The following is a 17,944-nucleotide window of genomic DNA, read 5'->3' as shown; positions in this document are numbered from 1 at the left end:
TTATGGTAGCAATAGTGCTTTTGAGGAAGGCATAAAATCTTCGGAGGAATTATTGGTATCCTTCGAATAAGGTTTACCATTTTCCAAGTTTCCGATCGTTTTTCTGATTACCGATTTACCGTAACGCGTATCATCGCCTAAAGCTTGGCTTGCGTAGGTCCAGCCCATATCCAATGAACTATCGGTCACCAACCATGCAAAGGTGGTTTTTGCAGATACGTTGACCGCATCGGTGATGTAGCTATTTGGAATCTTAAAGGAATCAAAATTCATTTTTCTACCGGTCTCACTGATATAGCTATAGGAGTAAGCATTATCTGTTTTAAATTTCTCAACGGTTACCCCTTCTGGGAATCTTCCCATGACATAGGATTGGTGGCCATTGGAGTGCATCAAAAGATTGCCTGAAACATTGATTGCATTCGGAACGCTAGGGTTATCAATGTTGATGGTACCGATCAGTTCGATCTCGAAATCTGCTTTGGAAAGGTCCAAAGATTTCGGATTAACCTTAGTATGGTCAATGGCATTGTTCGCAATGATCAGATCTGCCCCTGGAGCTACTGCGTACTGTTTTCCAGTTCCCGGAATCATGATGATCTGTTTGGAAGTGAAAGCATCTTTCATGACATCAGGGGTATAGTTTCTTTTTGTCACGGTTAGGAAATCAGATTGAGCGATAAACAGTCCATCAGCATATAGCGTATCTGATGAGTTGTTATGGAGAATAAAATACTTATCTCCATTGTACAGTTTACCTGCTTCGGTAGAGGTTCCGGTGAAGAAAATCTCTTTGAAAACAAAGTTTGCTGTTGGGTCTGAAAGAAAAGTTTCTAAGCTAATGCTTGTATTGGCAGCATTAACGACGATCCCTTCCTTTCGGGCTTTAATTTTCATGGCCTTATCTTTATCGCCAACCTTTATTACGATGTCTCCATCTAGGGTCGCAACATAAGTACCATAAGCCAAGGAAGTCTTAGCGGTATCAGATCCTTCAACCAAAGTAGCGGCCGTAGTGACTTCTGTATTTGTTTCCTGTAAAGTGATCCTCACATTATTGAGTTTGTATTCACCTTGCAAACTTGACTTATCAACTTCGATTAAAACTTCAGATCTAGATTCTAAAAAATCATCTTTCATACAAGAGCTCATTCCGAAAAGCATCAAGCATAAAATCATCATTTTCAAGTTTGTTAAATTTTTCATTTCTATTCTATCTATTATATTTTAATATTTACTTCCATTCCAAAATAAGGGCTATCTTCCGCTCTATTACGTCGGATAAACTGATTACCATATTGCGAATAATCAGGCTTATAGATAAAGAGCCGGTTGACAAACATGGCTACCCTGATCCTATTTTTAATAACCTTTGTCGCTTTAAAATTGACCAGCAGATCAATAGGTTCCTTAAATTCATTGTATAAATATGGGTCAACCTTGCGGTCCAATAGGCGCAGGATGGGGTCGTTTCTATCTGCCTCGGTATAGTTGTGGTAGTTTTGGTCAATGTCCAAATAGCCTATTGGCAGGTTATCCCTGAACAAGGATTGCTTGGATTTGTACCAGAAGCTCTGCACACTCATCGACAGGTTCATTCCCAACTTTGGTAAAAAGGAGTCAGCAGTGAGATTGGTATTGAAACTTTCGTAATGACCTCCTGTGTTGCCATTGGCATAGACCCCTACATATTGCCTTACTTTTCCATCCGTAATTTCCAATGGACTTATTACCTCCATGACTGGCTGATTGTTGGCATTGAAGGTTCGAAACCAAGCCCCGTTTACTGTGAAACGCGTGTTGATTCCCTGGATCCGCTTGGAGCTGAAGTTGTATTCAAGTCCTTGCTTTTCCGTGATGCTCCCGTTTGAGTTTTGAGTGTAAGAATGAAATTCAGCTTGGTCAACATAAGTGAAATCTTCAATTGATGGTTTCGCTGTCAATGTATTGGGATCAACAGAAGTGACATTATATTTTCTTAGGGAAACAGCATCAAAAACGGAGATATTCCTAAATCCATTATCCAACTTTTCATTGAAGTAATTAATGGAGAAGGTATTCCCTTCGAAATCCAACTGGGTTCCGATTTCCCATTTTATGTTTTTCGCTGCTTCCAAAGCATAATTCACCGGATTGACAATATTGGTCGTTGCCCAAGCTAACCTATATGCTGGGTTATTATGATAATAGACCAGTTCCGGGATATCACGATAGAAGTTTTGAGGATAGAGTAGATTTTGGTTTGGAGCCAAGGTCTGGATCCCATATCCCGCGAAGACATTGGATTTCAATTGCTTTCCAAATACGCTGATTTGTGGAAGATGCAACCTTCCATTGTATCTTGGATCTACAAATACCTTACCTGACAGGGCATATTCCTTTTCTAGGTTAGTCAAGCTAAAGGCTCTTACACCGAGATTATTTTCGAATAGAAGATCGCCTATATTGATAAAGAACCTGTCTTCTGCAAAAAGGGAAAGGTTGCTCATGGCCGGAATGGACCTTAAAGATCTCGGTCTGGCATTTATGGAAGTGCTGATTGGAAAATCTAGATCATATTGTGGTCCTAAGCCAAGGTTCTTGGCATAGGCATATTCAAGGCCGGCCTTCACCTGTTGTTTGAACAGCCTAATAAAGCTCCAGTTTCCTACAAGCTTAAGGTTAATATCCAATGGGCGGCTGTCCGACTTAAATTCTCCTACATAGGATGGGGTCATAAAGATAGCCTCATGGCTTCCTGAAACCATGGAGTTCATCAAAATAGTGGCAGTCCTTGCCTGCACCAGCTTTTGCATGTCAATCTGGTTGGAAGATAGCCTAGCATTAATCCCAAAAGTTACATTCCTGAATGTTGATTTAGGATTTGAGGAGAATAGTTTGAAGGTATTATTGAAACCGAAGAACTGCACATTGTTCTTGTAGCGATCCGTTAGTTTATAATCATTATCAGGATCTAATCGTTCATTGTCAATGGTGGTATTGAAGTCCAGTCCATGGATCCAAATGAAACGATAATTGTTTAAGTTCCAAGTTTTCTCGCCCCTAATGGAAGTATTGATTCTTTTGAAGGTATTATAGATATCCGTGACATTACTTCTGGAATTGAGGTAACCGCCATCAATGTTCAGTTTATAGGAACCAAATTCGAAGCCTTTACCAACTCCGAGCAATTTACTAAAACCATCAGCTTTAATTCTTGCAGTCCAAGGTTCATAACCTTTAATTCTATCGATCAGGACAACACCTGAAGTCAGGTTACCATACTCTACGGATGGAATCCCTCGGATAATCTCCACTTTTTCAATATTATCCGTGGCAATGGTCCGCATATCCACAGCAATATTGGCAGTGCTACGTCCATTATTCATACTCCCCTGACCTAATTCAAATCCTGCAGTTGGATCAACCATGGATTGGGAATTAAGCTGCATTCCATCCACCGAAAACATGGTTCCCAAGGAACCTGTGGAATAAGCGGACATGGAAGCGCCATTGGCTGTCCTCAGGTTGATACCGTTGACTTGATCAAGGACTGGACTCTTGGTTTGTCCACCTGGGAGCAGTTCCAATAAATCGGTAAAGCTTGATGGCTGAAGATGCTGCATGGCATCTCTCGTGATGATTGAGCTCGTACCTATATTCTTGGACTCTTTGGCCGTGACATAAACCTCATCGATATTGACTTCATCTTGGTTGAAAACAATATGGGTTTCACGATTATTGTCGAGCTTTATGGTTCGGGTAATGGGTTTGAAACCAATATGGGAAAACTTAAGTAGATAGCTGCCCTGAGGTAAATTGGGAATAATAAACAGTCCTTGTTCATCACTCAGGCTGCTAAAGTTGGGTTTCTCCGCAATCTCGATATTTACATTGCCCAAGGCTTGCCCCTTACTGTCCTTAATGGAACCAGAAATGGAGAATAACTGAGCAAATGATACAAACGGAAGGCCCAGGAAGATTAGTAATATGTAGATGTTTTTGAGCAAAGACAATTAAGACTAATTCTAAACAGCGCAAAATAACGTAAAAATATTTACTTTTAGAAATAGCTTTTCCTTTAACTCTAGGAAGTTAAATTGGGATTGATTGAACTCAGGCGTTGAAATTTATAAAAAAAGCTTGTTGTGATTATTCAAAATCACCTTCCCCAGCTTTGTTATCATTCTCCAGTTTCTGCAATAGTTTTTCTACTTCTTCTTCTGAAGCTGTTAGTTTCGCCTTGCAGATAGTCAACAATTCAGATGCCCTATTGATCTTGGCTGTCAACTCATCTACAGCAATATCACCAGATTCGATGTCTGAAACAATATGTTGAAGTTCCTCGAACGCATCTTTATAGCTGTATTTATTTTCCATGGTTTGATTCTTTGTTTATTACTTTAGAAATGATCTTTCCGTCTTCCAATTGGATTTCCAGTTCAGAACCTATTTCAACTTGGTCCAGCTTGTGGACAGATTTACCGTCCATCCGCACGATGCTAAAGCCTCTTTTTAATATATGAATGGGATTCACGATACCTAGCATTCTTTCCAAATGCTGCAGCTGGGCTTGATTTTCCTTTATGCTCTGTCTACTGAACCTGATCAAGTGGGCCTGTAGCCCGTTCAATTCCGCTTTATCTTTTAACAAGAGGGTTTTACTGTTCCAAGAAATTGAAGACACGATATGTTTTAATTTTAGATTTTCTTCTTCAAAGCTCCTTCTAACTGCTCGCAACATTCTTTCCAACGCATTATCCACAGGGATAGCAAAATTGTGGAACTTCTGTAAAAGGAAGTCCGCCAATTCGCTAGGCGTAATAGCGTTCTTATACGCGACCATCTCACTGACGGTTTCATTTGTGGAGTGACCTATCCCTGTGAGTACAGGAATTGGAAAGATGGCAATGGCCTTGGACAGGAAATAGTTGTTATAGGAACTCAAGCCGACATCTCCTCCTCCACCTCTAATGATGGCGACCGCATCAAAATCTTCTAATTTATTAGCAATGACCTCCAATTGCTTAATAATGGAGCTGATGGATTTATCCCCCTGCAATAAGGCAGGAAAGAGCGTGCATTCAATTTTATAGCCCCAAGGGTTACCGTTGATAATTTTAAAGAAATCGGAAAGCCCCTTACTGGTTTCAACAGAGATAATGGCCAATCGCTTAGGGATGAGAGGGAATGGAAGCCTTTTATTGGCGTCAAATATACCTTCTTCGGTCAGTTTCTTGATGCTTTCCCTTTTCTCTTTTTCCAGTTCTCCAAGCACAAAGGTAGGATCGATATCAACGATCTTCAGACTGAAGCCGTACAGCGGATCGTAGGATATACCCGCCTGGAATAGCATGGTAATACCTTCCCTTAAGGGTTCTCCAAGTACTTCCATGAACTGCCTGTTTATGCGTTCATAATCCATTTTCCATAAAATAGACCGCATTTCAGCAACCACCTTACCTTCTTTTTTCTCTAGTAGTTCGGGGTAGCAATGGCCTGAATGGGAATAATGGTTCAATTTGTTCATCTCCGCTTTAATCCAATAAAGACTCTTGTATCGCTCAGCAATCGTCTTTTGAATGCTTCGGGACACCTCTAGGAGAGTGAAAACGGTTTTATTGTCCATCAGTTCGGGCATTCTCAAATATACAGAATTATTACAGGTCGGGAATGCGTGTTTGTGCGTTTTATTAGTACATTTACAATAAGAAATCCTAAAAACAATTATGATTCGCTTTTTAAACCTCCTTACAATATTCCTGTTATGCGGGTATTCCATTAGTCAAGCTCAGTATAAACAGGTCATCAGCAATCAAACGGTTCTTCTGAACAACCAAAAGAACATCCTTCCCTTCAAGCGTTTGGATGAACGCAGAATAGCGGTCATCAGTACGGACAGTGTAAAATATGCACCCTTTATTCAGCAATTACAGCGATATGGTGAAGTAAAGAGCTTTGGTTTTGACCAATATGATGAACATACGAAATACTACAATACTATTATCGTTGCTGGTACGGAAGACGAGTTTAGACCGGATCAATTGGCGATGGTCATTCAATCTGCCGTAAATCGAAAGGATGTCATTCTCTGTAAATTCGGGAAGGATATCAATTACATCAATATAGGCTTGTCTTCTGCCAACTTAGGCCGATTTGCCAGCATTTTAACAGCACCTAGCTTAGATGAAGGTGCCCAGGAGAATGCGGCAATGTCCATCTTCGGTGGGTTAGGTATCACTGCCGGAACGAATAAAACAACGCAAACCCGACTACAGTACAGCAAAGGCAGACAGTCAGGCCTGGACATCGCCAAAATGACCAATCAGATCGATGCCATTGCGAAGGATGCTGTTGAGCAGCATGCCGCTCCGGGGATGATGGTCATGGCCATAAAAGATGGTCAGGTAATCTTTGAAAAGGCGTATGGCTACCATACCTACGAAAAGAAGCTGGCCAATAGCATTTATGATATCTATGACTTAGCATCCATCAGTAAAATTGCCGGCACGACGCCTGTTGTGATGCACTTACAGGAAAACAACATCATCAATCTGGATAGCACCATGGGACATTACCTATGGCAAGCGAAACAGAGCAATAAAGCCAATATTACCCTCAGGACCGTACTTTTACATGAGGCTGGTTTTACTCCTTTTATCCCGTTCTACAGGAACCTGAAACCTGGTGACCTTCAACGCACAAAAGATGATTCCCATCAAGTCAAGGTCGCTGACAATGCCTATCTAAAGAATAATTACTACCGAGATGTTATGTGGCCAGAGATGTTGAATTCTCCGGTTAAGCCAATCGGAAACTATGTCTATTCAGACATCAGCATGTATGTAATGAAGGAAGTCTCTGAACATGAAACTTCCACTCCAATGCAGGACTATGTCCAAGATATTTTGTACAGGCCCATTGGGATGAAGACCGCGGGATATCTTCCGAGAGATCGTTTCAACAAGGACCAAATCATTCCTACCCAACAGGACACCGCCTTTCGGAAGGTCCTGTTGCAAGGATATGTGCATGATGAGGGTGCAGCCATGGCCGGTGGAGTGGCTGGACATGCGGGCCTGTTTGCTTCTGCAAATGACCTTGCTATCTACGGACAGCTATTGCTGAATCGAGGCGAATATGGGGGCGTGAGGTATTATAAACCGGAGACCATCGATCTTTTCACCTCCAAACAGTCGAAAACAAGTCGCAGAGGTTTGGGTTTCGACCGATATGACCCTAAGAAAGGCGCAGACTACCCTTCTAAATTGGCAAATCCATCTGTATATGGCCATACCGGTTATACAGGGACTTGTATATGGGTAGATCCGAATAACCAATTGATTTATATATTTTTGTCAAATAGAGTACATCCGCAGGTATCTACAAAAATCTATGATCTGAACGTTAGGAGTCGTATACAGGATGTCATCTATGAAACCATTTTTAACGCTAAATAATGAAAAAGAAGTTTTTATTGACCTTCCTTCTCGGAGGTTCTATTTTTGCCAGTATGGGGCAGGATTATAAACAGATACATCAAGACCTGATCGTTGTGGATGGCCACAATGATGTGATCGTCGAAAGCATATTGCCTGGCAAGGACATCGGCAAAAGAATCAAAACCGGTCATACCGATCTACCCAGACTGAAAGAAGGTGGAGTGGATGTTCAGGTATTTGCCGTTTGGTCCGATGACAAGAAATGGAAGAAGAATGCCTACAAACATGCGAACGACCAAATTGATGCCTTAGAGAAACTGATTGCCAACAATCCGGATAAGATCGAACTGGCAAAGAGTTCTACAGATATAGAGCGCATCAACAGAGAGGGAAAGATCGTTGCATTGATTGGAATAGAAGGCGGCAATATGATTGAGGAACGCCTTGATTACCTGGAAGCACTTTACGATCGTGGAGCCCGCTATCTGACCCTAACCTGGAACTACAACCTACCTTGGGTGACGGCAGCTGCCATGGAAGTGAAGACCAAGGATAAAAAAGGAAAAGGCTTGACGGAACATGGCAAGGAAATTATCCGTAAGATGAACGACCTCGGTATGATGGTCGACCTTTCCCATGCCGGTGAACAAACATTTTATGATGTTTTGAGTATCACAAGCAAACCAGTATTGGTCTCCCACAGCAATGCAGCAGCATTGACGCCACATTATCGAAACCTGAAAGATGCGCAATTGGAAGCCCTGAAGAAAAATGGCGGTGTAGTAGGTGTCAATTTTTATTCTGAATTTCTTGATTCCAACTACCCGAAGAGAGTAAAAAAACTCTATTACAAAACCCACAAAAAAGACAGTACAAACAAGGAATTATCTATAGGCAAGATGTATGGTTCCCTTTCGCCAAAGCTAAAGCATGAAGCTAATGCCCCTTTTGAAAATGTACTTAAGCACGTAGACCATCTGGTCGCCAAGGCGGGCATAGACCATGTAGCCATAGGATCCGACTTTGATGGCATTGAATCTCCGCCTCAGGAACTAGAAGATGTCACCAAATTCCCGGCCCTCACAAAAGCATTGCTGGAAAGAGGCTACAGCAAGGAAGATGTCGCTAAGATCATGGGATTGAACTTCCTGAGAGTATTAAAGGAGAATGAGAAATAGGTTATAGACAATAGACATAAGACACAAGACAATAGACTCTTTCTGGCTCCCTATCCCAAATGACTGAGATAGTTGGCAGTCTTAGCCATTCTAATGTCTTGTATCTGTTGTCTACTGTCTGAAAAAGGAAAGGGTGGATTTTCAAGAATCCACCCTTTCCTTTTTTTAATATTTTGTTATCTAGAATAACGGAACTGTTGTTTGTCCATCATTCCCATTTGGTTTTTCATCAATTTGATCTGCTCTTCCAGCAATTTGTTTTTATCAGCTTTCTTAGCTTCGGCCAGAAGCTTTTCAGCTTCGCGCTTATTACGTTTTGCCATAGCGATACCAGCAAGGCTTAACTTGGCCAATGCCACGTTATGATCCATATGCAAGCCCATTGTCAAGGCTTTCTTGAAATATTTCTCTGATTGTAAAGGTGCTCTTTGAGATTCGATCAAGCCCAAAAGCATATGGTAGTAACCATATTGAGCAGAGATCAATTCCGTTTCGTAGTTCTTGATTTTCTTCAACCAAACTTCAGCTTTGTCCATACGTTCTTTGCGCAAGAACCATTGGGCGATAAGCATCTTCTCGTTGAAGAACACGGTTACCCAAGCTAAAATAGTAATCAGGATTGCTAAAATCCCCCAGCCCCATTGACCAATCCAGAACAATGCAACCGTTCCGATCACCAACAAACTACAAATTATAATGCGAACTATATTTGACATAATTATGCTTAATACTGTAAGTTTGCAAATATCCGTTAAATTGCCGTAGTATCCAACTTGTTTACAGCAAAATAATGTAAAATTTTATATAAACATATGTCTGACCGTTTTGATTCTTCTTGGGAACCTATCATTAAGCCTTTATTCAACAGCACTGTCTTACAGGATTTATCCGAGTTTGTAATAAAGGAAAGAAGCCTGCACAAGGTTTTTCCTCCGCAGGACCTGGTTTTTAACGCCTTCAAATTGACCCCTTTTCAAAACCTGAAAGTAGTCATCTTGGGCCAAGACCCCTATCATAACGATGGCCAGGCACATGGGCTGTCTTTTTCGGTCCCTGTTGGAATTGCCATACCACCCAGTTTAAGAAACATCTATACCGAATTGGTGACTGACATTCCAGGATTTCAATACCCGAACCATGGCGATCTGACAAAATGGGCCAAACAAGGCGTTTTGCTCTTGAACGCAACCTTAACGGTTCGAGCTCACGAAGCCGGTTCGCACCAGAAGAAAGGATGGGAATATTTTACGGATGAGATCATCAAAGCGATATCAGAGCAGAGCGAACATGTCGTATTCTTACTGTGGGGAAGTTATGCCATCAAGAAATCAGCATTGATCGATAGCAGCAAGCACCTTATCTTAACCGCTGTACACCCATCCCCACTATCGGTTTACAGAGGATTCTTCGGATGCGCCCATTTCTCACAGGCCAACAGTTACCTGCAACAACATGGGAAACAAGCCATTGATTGGCAAGTTTAGGCAACTACGCGTACCTTTCCAATAAATTTTTGAATTTATAATCCTCGGTAGAGAGGACTTCAATATGATTGATCCTAATCTTCTGGTTATGCTGCAGGATATGGGTAAACATCAGATGGCTATCATAGGTAATCTCCCAATCCTCATGAAAATCCACAGGCTGGGTCGCTTCGCCCAAAACAACGTATTCCAGGTTGCCTAAGGTCGAATATCGGCTGATCTCAATCTGCGCATCCGGTCTTTCGTGCAGGTAGTACCATGCCCCATCACCAACGCCGCCAAGATATTTCGCATGTTTAGGAACGGTGATAGGTTTAGACCCAAAATTAACGGCACCGATGATCAAGTCATTGGGCAGTAGATCCGCCTTGTTCCTGAACACATTATCTCCCAGCTGTTTAACCAGAAAAAAGAAAGACTTCCAACGGTCCATCTTGAATGACTGAAACCCGTCCGAAGGGCTATAGCTGTTCACCATCCTGCTCTTGCAAACATTCACGATATTGCTGATAGGGCTCGCTTTAATGGTTTCCGGCAGGTTGATACCGTGCCAGAAATGATATTTCTTGGAAGCCTTCATCAACATCCTGGTAATGAATCGGGAACAGTTGTTGTTATTCTTAGCGACAGCGCCATAGGGGTATGTACCCTCCTCTACGCATTTATCACCATAATCCTTGGCGATTTCAAAGTTGATATCGTTGGCCACGCTGAAAAAGACCCTTCCCTCACCATACATGGCACCTTTTAAGGGTTCGATTGCAGCAATGATCTCTTGGATGTTTTCGATCTGGCCATTCTTGAACTTAGCCTTGACCTTGATCTCCAGCATTGGGTCGGAATCCTTCGATCGTGCCCTTCCGTAACCTCGGGGGGTTATATAGCGGCCAAAATCATAAAAGAGCAACTCGCCCGTCTGGTGATTCACCAAGACGACACCAGTATGCCCAACCTTGAAGTTTAAATTTTTGACAATACCAATTTTTTTGAAAAACATCATCCATTTTTCATCTCCACGTATGGTAGCATCTGGCCATGTCAATATGATTGCAGAATCTTGATATGCCATCTTTAAAGATTAATATTCTAATGGTACAATTGGTTCTTTTTTACTGGTGGACATAATCATCATGGTTTGGAACGTCTTCACAAAAGGGATCTTTGAAATCTTCTCCATGATTACCGCCTCATATGCCTTAATGTCTTTAACATATACTTTCAGCATGAAGTCGCAGTTACCTGTTACGTGGTGGCATTCGGTCACTTCGGGAATGGCACGAACGGCTTCCACAAATTCAGGAATGGCATTATGGGTATGGAAATCAAGGGAGATCTGAATGAATGATTTTATTCCTAATCCTAGCTTTTCCTCATCGACAAAAGCATGGTAGCTCTTGATGAAACCAGAGTTCTCCAATTTACGGACCCGCTCCAATGTAGGGGCAGGCGAGAGACCAATATTGGTCGCCAGCTGTAAATTAGTTATCCTTCCGTTCTCCTGAAGAAGCTTTAGAATCTTCAAGTCCGTTTTATCTGGTTGGTAAGACATAGGCTTTTCAATAAAATTAAAGAATAGTAAATATACAAAATAATATTTGGTTTAACACAAAATGTATTTCTGAATTATTGGCGGGGTCTAATATAGACTGACTCAATCTATTGATTGACATTCAATTGATTTTATTTATATCAATCATTCTATTGTCATAATGTAATCATTCTAAATAGCCTTTAATGCAGAAGAAATGACATTTGTCATTTTTTTTGCGGTTTACTGTGTAGGTTGAACACAAAACAAGCTTTTTTCTGCATTATAAACCGTAACTTTGCAAATCAAAACCAATGGGAAAGAACCCATCATTAAAGTGAAAGAGATATGAGCACAAAAGACGACGATTTATTAAAAGAGTTAGAGCTCGAAGAATATAAGTACGGTTTTACGACCGACATTGAGATGGAGATCGCTCCAAAAGGTCTTAATGAAGATACCATCCGTTTGATTTCGAAGAAGAAAAACGAACCGGAATGGTTATTGGAGTGGAGACTGAAGGCTTTCCAACATTTCTTAAAAATGAGCATGCCGACTTGGCAAAACTTCAAGAACCCTGAAGTAGATTTCCAGGACATTTCCTATTACGCTGCCCCAAAACCTAAAAAACAACTTGATAGTTTGGACGAAGTGGACCCTGAATTATTGGCAACTTTTGCCAAATTGGGTATCCCCTTGGACGAACAGAAGGTACTTGCTGGGGTAGTAGCAGTTGATGCAGTATTTGATTCGGTATCTGTGAAAACCACGTTCCGTGAAAAACTGAAAGAACAAGGGGTTATCTTCTGTTCCTTTGGAGAGGCTGTACAAGAACACCCTGACCTAGTAAAACAATATTTGGGAACAGTAGTTCCTCAAACCGATAACGTATATGCGGCCCTGAATTCAGCTGTTTTCTCGGACGGATCTTTCGTATACATTCCTAAAGGCGTTCGCTGCCCAATGGAACTTTCCACGTACTTCCGTATCAACGCAGAAAACACGGGACAGTTCGAGCGCACATTGATCATCGCTGATGAGGATGCCTATGTATCTTACCTTGAAGGTTGTACAGCACCGATGCGTGATGAAAACCAATTGCATGCTGCAGTTGTTGAACTAATTGCTATGCGTAATGCAGAGATCAAATATTCAACTGTACAGAACTGGTATCCTGGTGATAAAGACGGAAAGGGCGGAATCTATAACTTCGTGACCAAGCGTGGTATCTGTAAAGGTGATCACTCGAAAATCTCTTGGACACAGGTTGAAACGGGATCTGCCATCACTTGGAAATATCCAGGAGTAATCCTGAAGGGAGACCATTCTGTAGGCGAATTTTACTCCGTGGCGATGACCCGTAACATGCAACTTGCAGATACAGGCACCAAAATGATCCACTTAGGAAAAAATACGCGTTCAAAAATCATTTCCAAAGGTATCTCTGCCGGCAAGAGCCACAACAGCTACCGTGGATTGGTTAAGATCGGACCAAATGCAGACAACTCAAGGAACTTCACCCAATGTGATAGTTTATTGATTGGCGACAGATGTGGAGCACACACTTTCCCATATATTGAGAGCAAGAACAAGACTGCTACCCTAGAGCACGAAGCAACCACTTCCAAGATCGGGGAAGACCAAGTCTTCTACTTGAACCAACGCGGTATTGATTCAGAGAAAGCCGTAGGGCTTATCGTCAATGGTTATGCGAAAGAAGTATTAAATCAATTACCAATGGAATTTGCCGTAGAGGCACAGAAATTATTAGCGATCTCATTAGAAGGATCGGTAGGATAGAAATATAGAATAGAATATGTTAAGCATTAAGAATTTGCATGCGTCAATTGACGATAAACAAATATTAAAAGGACTGAATTTAGAAGTTAAGGCCGGCGAAGTTCATGCCATCATGGGCCCTAACGGAGCTGGAAAGAGTACATTAGGAAATGTATTAGCGGGACGTGACTCTTACGAGGTGACGGAAGGTGAAGCATTCCTAGACGGAGTGGATCTATTGGAGCTTTCTCCTGAAGACCGTGCTCGCGAAGGTTTGTTCTTGGCTTTCCAATATCCTGTTGAAATCCCAGGAGTTTCAAACATCAACTTCTTGAAGACAGCAGTAAATGATATCCGAGAATACAAAGGTTTACCTCCAATGGAAGCGAAAGACTTCTTGAAGACGGTAAAAGAAAAACAACAATTGGTAGAGTTTTCTGCAAACCTAGCAAACCGTTCCTTGAACGAAGGTTTCTCGGGAGGAGAGAAAAAACGTAACGAGATCTTCCAATTGGCCATGTTGAATCCAAAGCTTTCTATTTTAGATGAAACGGATTCAGGTCTGGATATCGACGCATTGCGAATCGTAGCGAATGGTGTAAACCAATTGCGCTCTAAGGACAATGCATTTATCGTGATTACACACTACCAACGTTTGTTGGATTATATCGTGCCGGATTATGTACACGTATTGCACAATGGTCGCATTGTAAAATCGGGAACAAAAGAATTGGCACTTGAATTAGAAGAAAAAGGTTACGACTGGTTAAAAGAATTAGATACGCAAAATGCCTAATCAGTTGTATTAAGAAACGAGGTAATGAGCGGATTGACAACAAATAACATGAGTACATTAGTAGCAAACTCCTTATTCCAACAGTTGACTTCAACATTTCAGGAACTGGAAACAAGCAATGATACGGCAGCGGTAAAGGCTCTTCGCGAAGAGGCTTACAGCCGTTTTCATGATCTTGGATTCCCTACTGTAAAGAATGAGGACTGGAAATACACGAATATCCATGCTCTGATCAACAGAAACTATCTGTTGAACGAGGATGTGGATGTTTCAAATTTAGATCTAAGCGCAGCGGACATCCCTGGATTGGATGCACACCGCATTGTGCTGATCAATGGTCAATATGTTTTGGCATTCTCTTCCTTGGAAGATGAGATCGGCTTGATCGTAAAACCTATCGAAGAGGCTCAAAATGAGCCGAAATTCCAAGAGCACTTTGCAAAACATGCAGATGCAACAGGAAGCACGACGGTAGCCCTGAACACTGCTTTTCACACCTCGGGAATCTTCCTACAGGTGAATCGCAATAAGGTGGTTTCAAAGCCTATCCAAATCGTCCATGTCGCTACAGGGAACCAGGATTTCTTTGCACAGACCCGTAATCTATATATCCTTGAGCAGAATGCTGAAGTTGAAATCATCGAATCCTTTATCACAATGGATGGTTCAGCATTCAACCTGAACAACAAGGTTACCGAGATTGTCGTTGAAGAAAATGCGAAGATGCAACACTATTATTTGCAGTTAGCTTCAAATAACAGCCATTACATCAACCATACGGAGGTTTACCAAACGAAACACAGCTTGTACAACAACTACAACTGTAATTTCCCAGGTGTAGCCTTTTTACGCAACGATCTTAACGTTCGTTTGGACGCTGAACAAGTTGAATCACACCTTTACGGAATCAACCTATTGGCTGACAATCAATTTGTAGACAACCATACCATCGTGGATCACATGAAACCTCATTGTGAATCATACGAATGGTACAAAAATATTCCACAGGACGAATCTACAGCTGTTTTCAACGGTAAGATTTTCGTTCGAGAAGATGCGCAGAAAACAAATGCCTTTCAACAGAACAACAACATGTTGATCGGCGACAAGGCGACTATCTATACCAAGCCACAGCTTGAGATCTTTGCAGATGATGTTAAATGTTCACATGGTTGTACCATGGGACAGTTTGATGATGATGCCCTGTTCTACTTACGTGCTCGCGGTATCGGTGAAGAGAGCGCACGTATCCTGTTGGTTCATGCCTTTGCTTTTGACGTTACATCTAGGTTCTCTGATGAAAACGTAAGGAACTTTGTAGAAGCCTTAGTAGCAAAAGGATTAGAAAGAAAATAATAGTAGTGTAGTTTTAGTATAAAGGCGTCTTGGCGAAAGTTAAGACGCTTTTTTTGTGTCATCAGTTTTCACGAATACCTTAATCCCATTTCAATTTTCGCCTCTCTAGGAAAGTATTTTTCTCAAAACATTTGAACTTCACCCTCTTTGGTTTATATTTGCCCTATGAGCGCTCGCCAATTTGCACTATTCTTTATGGACCCTTGGATTTACTGAGTTAGGTAAATCTTACACGGTTTAATGAATCAGCTAAAATTCCTTTTGGCTGCAGGTACAAACATTACAATTTATTTTCATGGAAAAGAAACATTGGTTTAAAACCTATATCTATATATGGGTAGGGCAATTTGTCTCCTTGATAAGTAGCTCTGCCGTCAACTTTGCAATGATTATCTGGCTGAGCCTTGAGTTCAGGTCGGCGGAAGTCCTTGCCTTTGCCGCTATTTCGGGTCTATTGCCCCAGGCCATTATCGGTCCATTTGCCGGCGTGTATATCGACCGTTGGGACAGGAAGAAAGTCATGATATTTGCAGATGCCTTCATTGCCTGCTGTACTTTCATGATGACTTTCGCCCTGAAGGATGGAAACATCAATCTATCGCTGATTTATCTGCTGATGGTCTGTCGTTCCATAGGCTCTGCATTTCACCAGCCAGCAATGCAGGCAATCGCTCCGCTTTTGGTGCCAGAGGACCAGCTATTGCGCGTTTCAGGTGTGAACCAGATCTTGCATTCTGTCAGTGCCATTGCCGGACCTGCATTGGGAGCCTTGGCCATTGCCAACCTACCGATCAACCAGGTCATTTACCTCGATGTGATGGGTGCAGCAGTAGCGATCACTAGTCTTTTGTTCATCAGCATTCCATATTTCAAGTCGGAAAGTAAAGCCTCATTAAGGCAGGTTTGGGGAGACCTGAAGCTGGGTTTCTTGGCCATCCACCAGAACAAAGGCCTAAACCGGATGTTTTTATACTCCATCATTGCCATGATGGGCATCCTGCCAGTTGCCATTATGTTCCCCTTACTGACCATCGAACATTTCAAAGGAGATAAATTTGAAATGAGCGTGATTGAAGTTATCTGGGGAGTAGGTATGTTGGTGGGAGGGTCTGCATTGAGCGCTTTTAAAGTTTCCTTCAGAAAGATCCTGCTGATCAATTACATGCATATCCTACTGGGATTGACCTTTGTGTTTTCTGGTCTGTTACCAGCGTCCATGTTTATGGTTTTTGTGGTATTGACAGGAATAGGTGGAGCATCCATGTCGATATTCAATGCGGTATTTATGACCATCATCCAAGAAGAGATTGCTCCGGAAATGTTGGGCAGGGTATTTTCCCTGTATTTCAGTTTTGCAATCATCCCAAGTCTGATCGGTCTATTATTCGCCGGAAACATTGCAGACCATATTGGCGTAGCCAATGCATTTATTATTGCAGGTGTACTATGTGTGTTATTGGGTATAATATCGTTTATGACGCCGAGTTTAATGAGGTTAGGGATAAAGAAGGAGTAGGTTAGTTAATCCATTTGAATAGATATTCATCACGGTATTCCACATTGATTTTTTTTAAAAACTCGATGTATTCCATTTGAAATGTTCTATTTAAATGGATTTTCCCTTGGTTTTTGATATAATTATATACTTTGTTTACCTGAGAATGAGAATAGGAAAAGGCGCCATATCCATTTTGCCAAGAGAATTTATAGTTAAGCCAATTCTGTTTATTTATAAATATAGTAGAGTGCTTTTTTATGTCCCTAACCAAATCTGACAAGGAGATTTCTGGTTTTAGTTCTAATAGTATATGGACATGATCTTCCATCCCATTAATAATAATCGATTTTAACCCTTTGCTTTTTATTATTCCAGCCATGTATTTATAAACCTCTAACCTCCAAGGTAATTTTAATAGGGTTTCCCTATTTTGAACCGAAAAAACAATTTGAATATAGATTTGGGAGTAAGTATTAGCCATTGATTATTAATAAGATTCACCTATTGGCAAATTACATATTGAGGTATATTGATATCATTATTTTTGTGTTAATTAAAAGTGTAATGAAAGTTTTGTTTTAAACGGTGGGACAAATCAAGGTTAATGGTTAAGTTAATTAACATAATGCAACCCCTAAAGGGGTAGTACCCTTCAAACACCATCGCTAAAATAATTTCATCCTTCCAGGGTGACAGGGCGATCAATACCAAATATCAACCAACATCAATGCACGAAACAATCCCCTTTAGGGTGGCATGGTAATCAATAACATTTATCCATCAATATCAATGGCAAGTAGAAAACCCCGTTAGGGGTTTGATTATTCAATGCCGACATTCCAGTGATTCAACATATTGCAACCCCTAGAGGGGTAGTACCCTTCAAACACCATCGCTAAAATAA

The 17,944-nt window shown here is 41.2% G+C and carries 15 protein-coding genes; 7 read left to right on the top strand and 8 right to left on the bottom strand.

The window, feature by feature from the left end; genetic code table 11:
• From ACWIB3_RS00245 to xseA, 4 genes are all read right to left on the bottom strand, one after another.
• A complete protein-coding gene (locus ACWIB3_RS00245) occupies nt 1-1,206 on the bottom strand; it encodes a DUF4876 domain-containing protein (RefSeq protein WP_454290610.1) in 1,206 nt (401 codons plus the stop codon).
• Between the two features lie 14 nt (nt 1,207-1,220).
• Nucleotides 1,221-3,989 (bottom strand): carboxypeptidase-like regulatory domain-containing protein, encoded by a 2,769-nt coding sequence (locus tag ACWIB3_RS00240; protein WP_454290609.1) that lies wholly within the window; start codon nt 3,987-3,989, stop codon nt 1,221-1,223.
• 142 nt (nt 3,990-4,131) lie between these two features.
• Nucleotides 4,132-4,359 (bottom strand): exodeoxyribonuclease VII small subunit, encoded by a 228-nt coding sequence (xseB, locus tag ACWIB3_RS00235; protein WP_185215793.1) that lies wholly within the window; start codon nt 4,357-4,359, stop codon nt 4,132-4,134.
• Nucleotides 4,349-5,620 (bottom strand): exodeoxyribonuclease VII large subunit, encoded by a 1,272-nt coding sequence (gene xseA / locus ACWIB3_RS00230; protein ID WP_454290608.1) that lies wholly within the window; start codon nt 5,618-5,620, stop codon nt 4,349-4,351. Before xseA ends, xseB begins: the two co-directional genes overlap by 11 nt.
• 88 nt (nt 5,621-5,708) lie before the next feature.
• Between xseA and ACWIB3_RS00225 the strand changes: the two genes are divergently transcribed.
• Both ACWIB3_RS00225 and ACWIB3_RS00220 read left to right on the top strand, forming a co-directional pair.
• The gene (locus ACWIB3_RS00225) at nt 5,709-7,439 is read left to right on the top strand and encodes a serine hydrolase domain-containing protein (RefSeq protein ID WP_454290607.1); all 1,731 of its coding nucleotides are present in this window, start codon (nt 5,709-5,711) and stop codon (nt 7,437-7,439) included.
• Entirely contained in the window at nt 7,439-8,599 is a 1,161-nt protein-coding gene (locus tag ACWIB3_RS00220) for a dipeptidase (RefSeq protein WP_454290606.1), read from the top strand. The genes ACWIB3_RS00225 and ACWIB3_RS00220 overlap by 1 nt, the downstream gene beginning before the upstream one ends.
• Before the next feature lie 176 nt (nt 8,600-8,775).
• On the opposite strand, the gene ACWIB3_RS00215 is transcribed toward ACWIB3_RS00220, so the two are convergent.
• On the bottom strand, nt 8,776-9,315 hold the full coding sequence (locus tag ACWIB3_RS00215) for a tetratricopeptide repeat protein (RefSeq protein WP_185212923.1): 540 nt from the start codon (nt 9,313-9,315) through the stop codon (nt 8,776-8,778).
• A 96-nt stretch (nt 9,316-9,411) separates the two neighbouring features.
• Between ACWIB3_RS00215 and ung the strand changes: the two genes are divergently transcribed.
• Nucleotides 9,412-10,083 (top strand): uracil-DNA glycosylase, encoded by a 672-nt coding sequence (gene ung / locus ACWIB3_RS00210; protein WP_454290605.1) that lies wholly within the window; start codon nt 9,412-9,414, stop codon nt 10,081-10,083.
• Between the two features lie 4 nt (nt 10,084-10,087).
• On the opposite strand, the gene ACWIB3_RS00205 is transcribed toward ung, so the two are convergent.
• On the bottom strand, nt 10,088-11,152 hold the full coding sequence (locus ACWIB3_RS00205) for a DUF6695 family protein (protein WP_454290604.1): 1,065 nt from the start codon (nt 11,150-11,152) through the stop codon (nt 10,088-10,090).
• A gap of 9 nt (nt 11,153-11,161) precedes the next feature.
• Nucleotides 11,162-11,632, bottom strand: coding sequence for an Lrp/AsnC family transcriptional regulator (locus tag ACWIB3_RS00200; RefSeq protein WP_093101265.1), 471 nt, complete (start codon nt 11,630-11,632; stop codon nt 11,162-11,164).
• Between the two features lie 327 nt (nt 11,633-11,959).
• Between ACWIB3_RS00200 and sufB the strand changes: the two genes are divergently transcribed.
• The 4 genes from sufB to ACWIB3_RS00180 all read left to right on the top strand — a co-directional run bounded on the left by sufB (nt 11,960) and on the right by ACWIB3_RS00180 (nt 17,058).
• Complete coding sequence (gene sufB, locus ACWIB3_RS00195) at nt 11,960-13,411, top strand: Fe-S cluster assembly protein SufB (protein ID WP_454290603.1); 1,452 nt, start codon at nt 11,960-11,962, stop codon at nt 13,409-13,411.
• Between the two features lie 16 nt (nt 13,412-13,427).
• Nucleotides 13,428-14,186: a Fe-S cluster assembly ATPase SufC gene (sufC, locus tag ACWIB3_RS00190; protein WP_185212919.1), complete on the top strand. Its 759-nt coding sequence runs from the start codon at nt 13,428-13,430 to the stop codon at nt 14,184-14,186.
• Nucleotides 14,187-14,234: 48 nt separating this feature from the next.
• Nucleotides 14,235-15,542: a Fe-S cluster assembly protein SufD gene (sufD, locus tag ACWIB3_RS00185; protein WP_454290602.1), complete on the top strand. Its 1,308-nt coding sequence runs from the start codon at nt 14,235-14,237 to the stop codon at nt 15,540-15,542.
• Between the two features lie 295 nt (nt 15,543-15,837).
• Entirely contained in the window at nt 15,838-17,058 is a 1,221-nt protein-coding gene (locus tag ACWIB3_RS00180) for an MFS transporter (protein ID WP_185212917.1), read from the top strand.
• Nucleotide 17,059: 1 nt separating this feature from the next.
• Here ACWIB3_RS00180 and tnpA read toward each other — a convergent pair whose 3' ends face one another.
• Nucleotides 17,060-17,521, bottom strand: a complete 462-nt coding sequence (tnpA, locus tag ACWIB3_RS00175) for an IS200/IS605 family transposase (RefSeq protein WP_454290601.1) — start codon at nt 17,519-17,521, stop codon at nt 17,060-17,062.
• Nucleotides 17,522-17,944: the final 423 nt, after the last annotated feature.

The sequence above is a fragment of the Sphingobacterium sp. NPDC055431 genome, assembly GCF_053644255.1.
This window is presented reverse-complemented; position numbering and strand designations above follow the sequence as displayed.

Bases quoted from the DNA above. Each gene is read 5' to 3' on its own strand.
- ACWIB3_RS00245 (WP_454290610.1), bottom strand. From the start codon at position 1,206: ATGAAAAATTTAACAAACTTGAAAATGATGATTTTATGCTTGATGCTT.
- xseB (WP_185215793.1), bottom strand. From the start codon at position 4,359: ATGGAAAATAAATACAGCTATAAAGATGCGTTCGAGGAACTTCAACAT.
- xseA (WP_454290608.1), bottom strand. From the start codon at position 5,620: ATGCCCGAACTGATGGACAATAAAACCGTTTTCACTCTCCTAGAGGTG.
- ACWIB3_RS00225 (WP_454290607.1), top strand. From the start codon at position 5,709: ATGATTCGCTTTTTAAACCTCCTTACAATATTCCTGTTATGCGGGTAT.
- ACWIB3_RS00220 (WP_454290606.1), top strand. From the start codon at position 7,439: ATGAAAAAGAAGTTTTTATTGACCTTCCTTCTCGGAGGTTCTATTTTT.
- ACWIB3_RS00215 (WP_185212923.1), bottom strand. From the start codon at position 9,315: ATGTCAAATATAGTTCGCATTATAATTTGTAGTTTGTTGGTGATCGGA.
- ung (WP_454290605.1), top strand. From the start codon at position 9,412: ATGTCTGACCGTTTTGATTCTTCTTGGGAACCTATCATTAAGCCTTTA.
- ACWIB3_RS00205 (WP_454290604.1), bottom strand. From the start codon at position 11,152: ATGGCATATCAAGATTCTGCAATCATATTGACATGGCCAGATGCTACC.
- ACWIB3_RS00200 (WP_093101265.1), bottom strand. From the start codon at position 11,632: ATGTCTTACCAACCAGATAAAACGGACTTGAAGATTCTAAAGCTTCTT.
- sufB (WP_454290603.1), top strand. From the start codon at position 11,960: ATGAGCACAAAAGACGACGATTTATTAAAAGAGTTAGAGCTCGAAGAA.
- sufC (WP_185212919.1), top strand. From the start codon at position 13,428: ATGTTAAGCATTAAGAATTTGCATGCGTCAATTGACGATAAACAAATA.
- sufD (WP_454290602.1), top strand. From the start codon at position 14,235: ATGAGTACATTAGTAGCAAACTCCTTATTCCAACAGTTGACTTCAACA.
- ACWIB3_RS00180 (WP_185212917.1), top strand. From the start codon at position 15,838: ATGGAAAAGAAACATTGGTTTAAAACCTATATCTATATATGGGTAGGG.
- tnpA (WP_454290601.1), bottom strand. From the start codon at position 17,521: ATGGCTAATACTTACTCCCAAATCTATATTCAAATTGTTTTTTCGGTT.